Here is a 4,029-nt window from a genome sequence, read left to right on the forward strand (position 1 = left end):
CTACAACCTGCGGAATGTGGGGTATAGACGCAACCTGCCTTATTCACCCTTCTTCTCACCTTTTCTTTCGGTAGCCTATATGATATTCCCTCTAAAACTATGCAAAAAAACAAGCTTAAATCAAAATATTCTTGAAAGTATTGATAAAATATTATCCAATCAGTCTTAATCAACAAATGTAAACATACTAAAGGTAGATTTTATGCTTCCAGCCTTACCTGCAGAGGAAATGATTCTAAGACTTTTGCTATCAGGCTTGCTGGGTGGCTTAATCGGATTTGAAAGAGAACGCTTGAGCTGGGTCGCTGGCCTACGCACGCATATGCTTGTATGCCTAGGATCTACCCTTATCATGCTTGTTTCCCAGTATGCTTTCCATGAAGTCGTGCATGAAGGACTAATTAATCTAGATCCTTCACGCGTAGCTGCCCAGGTGGTTAGCGGAATTGGTTTTCTAGGAGCCGGCACCATCCTTTTTTTAAAAAAATGTGATTCGCGGTCTGACAACAGCAGCAAGCTTATGGGCCGTGGCGGCAGTTGGTCTAGCTATTGGAGGAGGGCTTTACTTGGCAGCAGTTAGCACAACCTTGCTTATTCTAGTCATCCTTGCTGGAATAAAACCCCTTGAAAAAAGATTTATCAAAAAAAATCGAGCCGTAGGTCTACGGTTTGGTGCCAAAAATGGTGCTATTCACTTAGCTTCCCTGCAAGAGATTTTAATCACTTTAAATAAACGTTATGATTCTAGCCGCCTACAAATAGAAAAAGTAGGAGATAAGGAAGTTTTTCATTTATTGTTCAAGGCTGCTTCCCAAGCTCATTTTATAGAAATAATTGATGAACTACGTAAGCTAGAGGGCATTGAAAATATCGAACTTATTGATGATGCAGGAGCCTTCCCTTAGTTCTCAATAGATCTTTAACCTTTAAACATTTACTAAAAATATGCCTTTTTCTTCCTTTGATTTTTTTCCTCCATCATAGCCTTTTAGCCCCTCAGTCTGTGATTTTCACACTCTGACTATCCACTATGGCAGCTGCGGCTCTTCTTTTCTTCCCACCGACATTCTTTTCTTCTTTCTTAGATAAGTCTTCAATTCTCCAAATTTCCCAATAAGCTTCCACGTAGAAAAATAATTAAATATTGCCTTCCATGAGGAAAATCTGGGAGAAGATGTCTCCATTGGCAGCCTGTACAGTTTACATAAAGAATAGCATCTAATATGTCTCGTCTAGAATGTTTACAGAGCCTGCCTCCTTTTTCATTGGAGACAGAGAGAATATGCTTGATTTCTTCCCACTCCCTGTCACTTTAAATCATTAAGATAGCTTTCCCATGCATTAGGGCTCCTTTTTTTTTGAATTTGCTTTCATTTTATCAAAAAGCTAGAGTTTCGAGAGAATTTTTTATTATAATTTAAAACCCCAGAATTTGTTTATAGTATTTTCTTGCCTATTTTTTGTTTCTTTTATATCTTTTTAATATAAAGAAATTTTAGGACTTAAGATAAATCTTAATAAAGGCTATAAAATGCATACCCATAATTCTATTACCCTTGAGCACTTACCTAATGAAATGCTAACCTCCATTTTGAAATATTGTACCACCCCTTCCTTATCTAGCGTGTGTAGAAAATGGCGCCATCTTCTAGCTAGTGAAGTCATGCCTTCTCTTTATAAGCAAATAGTTAAAGTTCATTTCCCTCAAGGAAATGTTAATAAGCATGCTTTTATCTTAGATAAAATTTATGAGCTAGATCATGAGCTTCTTCCACTGCAAAAGGTAAAGGCAATCTTTAAGCAAGCCTTTACTTTAGCCAAATCTCTTTTCTCTTTAGAATTTAAAGATACCTCTCAGGAATACATATATCTTACATCAGCTAATTACACCACTTATCTGTTAAATATTAATCGCCTCTTAATATGGAAAAAATTACTTAGTGGAGAGAAATACTTAGAGCAAGAAGAGATCAAGCATTTATCTTTAGCAGGAAAAGGAAAGCTTTTTAAAGATTGGATTGAAAGGTATGGCAGAGCTATTACAAGCTTGCAATTAGAAGGAATCGGCTTAACTTTTTTACCTCCAGAGATGTGGCAATTATCGCAGCTGGAGGAGCTTTTTTTAAACAACAACAATCTCACCATTCTTCCTGACGAATTAGGACAGCTCCGTGGGCTAAAGATGCTTAGATTAGACCACAACCAGCTCACCACTCTTCCTGCAAGGATATGTCAGCTCTCTGAGCTCGTAGTGCTTGACCTAGGGCATAACCAGCTTACCGCTCTTCCAGTACAGATAGAGCAGCTCTCGCAGCTGCAAGTTTTTTTATTAAGCCACAACCAACTCACCGCTATTCCAGCACAAATAGAGCAGCTCTCGCAGCTGCAAGTTTTTTTATTAAGCCACAACCAACTCACCGCTATTCCTGCAGAGATAGGGCAGCTTTCCAACCTGCAAAAGCTTTGGTTAAGCAACAATCAGCTAACCGCTATTCCTGCAGAGATAGGGGATTTATCACAGCTGCAAACTCTTGACTTAAATAATAATCAGATAATTGCTGTTCCTACAGCTATTGGACGGCTTTTCGAGCTGGAAGGGCTTTGGTTAAGCAACAATCAGCTAACCGCTATTCCTGCAGAGATAGGGCAGCTTTCCAATCTGCAAAAGCTTTGGTTAAGCAACAACCAGCTAACCACTATTCCTACAGAGATAGGGAGACTCTCTCATTTGAAAATACTTGACTTAGCCCACAACCAGATTGCCACTTTTCCTATAGAAGAAATAGAGGAGCTTCCTCACCTTGAAATCTTACTTAGAACACAGCCAATTTACCCCTTTTCAGCGGAGATCATGAGATCAGGCCCCCTTTAAGCAATGGGAGATGAGGTGTACGGAGCTTATCCTTTAAGAGCTTATCTAGGGCACGAATGCTGCCCTTATATATTAGCTGTGCTATCTAATTTCCTAATTATTTTTTTTGCTGAGGAAGGTAGGAAAAATGATGCTTTAAAATTTATTAAAGGCTAGGGGAAAAATGATAAAGGTAGACAGCTAGCCTATCAGCGAGCAGGGTTATATGCTAAGTATCTAGCAATGAATAAGATAGCAAAATTTTGAATATCTCAAGAGCCATATTGATAGCTTAGGGGATAAGAGCTAGTATATGCCCTACTATAGCAAACCAAACGATTAAATCATTTAAGCCACAAAATTCCTAATAGTTATGGATATCTATAAACAGGTAAGCGATCATAAGGAGGGAACCCGCTTAAGCTCTTGATACTAAGAAGATAATGCAAATCAGATAGTGTGCAAGAAATAGAAAAACAGATATTTGCAAACATTTTGACCTTGCAGATGCTCGCAGAATCCTATCTAAAGCTGAGCTTATCCCGTGATCGCTTGCATATACCGGAATAAGTTTATTCTTTTCTCTTATTCGGAAAGAAATAATTTCCTATTATATATTTAAAAGACTATTCATAATAAAATTATACCCTTAATTTATATAAACAAGTATAATAGTGTTTGAATGCTTATTTTTAACTCGTGGAGCTTCTATGGTTAATTCTCTTCATCAAGCTAGCCCAAACCTTATGATTCAACAGCCTGCAGAATCTCAACAAAAGATTTTTCAGGGTTTTAACATATCTTCCGACGGAAAAAGTGCGGTAAAAATCCTCCGGGTAGAAGGTAAAGAATTAAAATTTACAGTCTTCTTTCCTAGTAATATGCAGACTGAAGACCGCCGTCATAAATATCTGCAGCATTTTAATGATGATCAATTGAATCGCTTGGGACAGTATGCGCTTGACTTAGGCCTGGGGCAAGCAAAAAAAGAGGCTCGAGGAAAATTAGAAGCTATTGTTCTAAACACCACCTCTTCTGGTAGCCTTAATGAAATATTAAAAAAATATAGCAAGCTAGAAGCACCTAAGCAGATCTCTGTAGAGTATTATAAAGAACGCCTTCATCAGCTGCAACACAGCGATTCTTTGGCTCAAGATAAAGAATTACAAGCTAAACTT

Annotated in this window: 2 protein-coding genes and 2 pseudogenes; 3 read left to right on the top strand and 1 reads right to left on the bottom strand. The window is 37.9% G+C overall.

Features of this window, described 5'->3' with window-relative positions; genetic code table 11:
* The first annotated feature begins 202 nt into the window (after positions 1–202).
* A pseudogene (locus DB41_RS13010) lies at positions 203–905 on the top strand (MgtC/SapB family protein).
* Between the two features lie 188 nt (positions 906–1,093).
* Here the strand turns inward: DB41_RS13010 and DB41_RS13015 are convergent.
* Positions 1,094–1,300, bottom strand: a pseudogene (locus tag DB41_RS13015) (transposase); the annotation flags it as partial.
* Positions 1,301–1,531: 231 nt separating this feature from the next.
* Between DB41_RS13015 and DB41_RS10860 the strand changes: the two are divergent.
* Both DB41_RS10860 and DB41_RS07755 read left to right on the top strand, forming a co-directional pair.
* Entirely contained in the window at positions 1,532–2,872 is a 1,341-nt protein-coding gene (locus tag DB41_RS10860) for a leucine-rich repeat domain-containing protein (RefSeq protein ID WP_052244018.1), read from the top strand.
* 689 nt (positions 2,873–3,561) lie between these two features.
* The coding region (locus DB41_RS07755; protein WP_039386117.1) for a hypothetical protein at positions 3,562–4,029 on the top strand (468 nt) is incomplete at its 3' end.

Source organism: Neochlamydia sp. TUME1 (assembly GCF_000813645.1).
In the GTDB taxonomy this organism is placed as follows: domain Bacteria; phylum Chlamydiota; class Chlamydiia; order Chlamydiales; family Parachlamydiaceae; genus Neochlamydia.

What these genes read in the sequence shown, in the direction of transcription:
- DB41_RS10860 (WP_052244018.1), top strand. Translation starts at nt 1,532, where the DNA reads ATGCATACCCATAATTCTATTACCCTTGAGCACTTACCTAATGAAATG.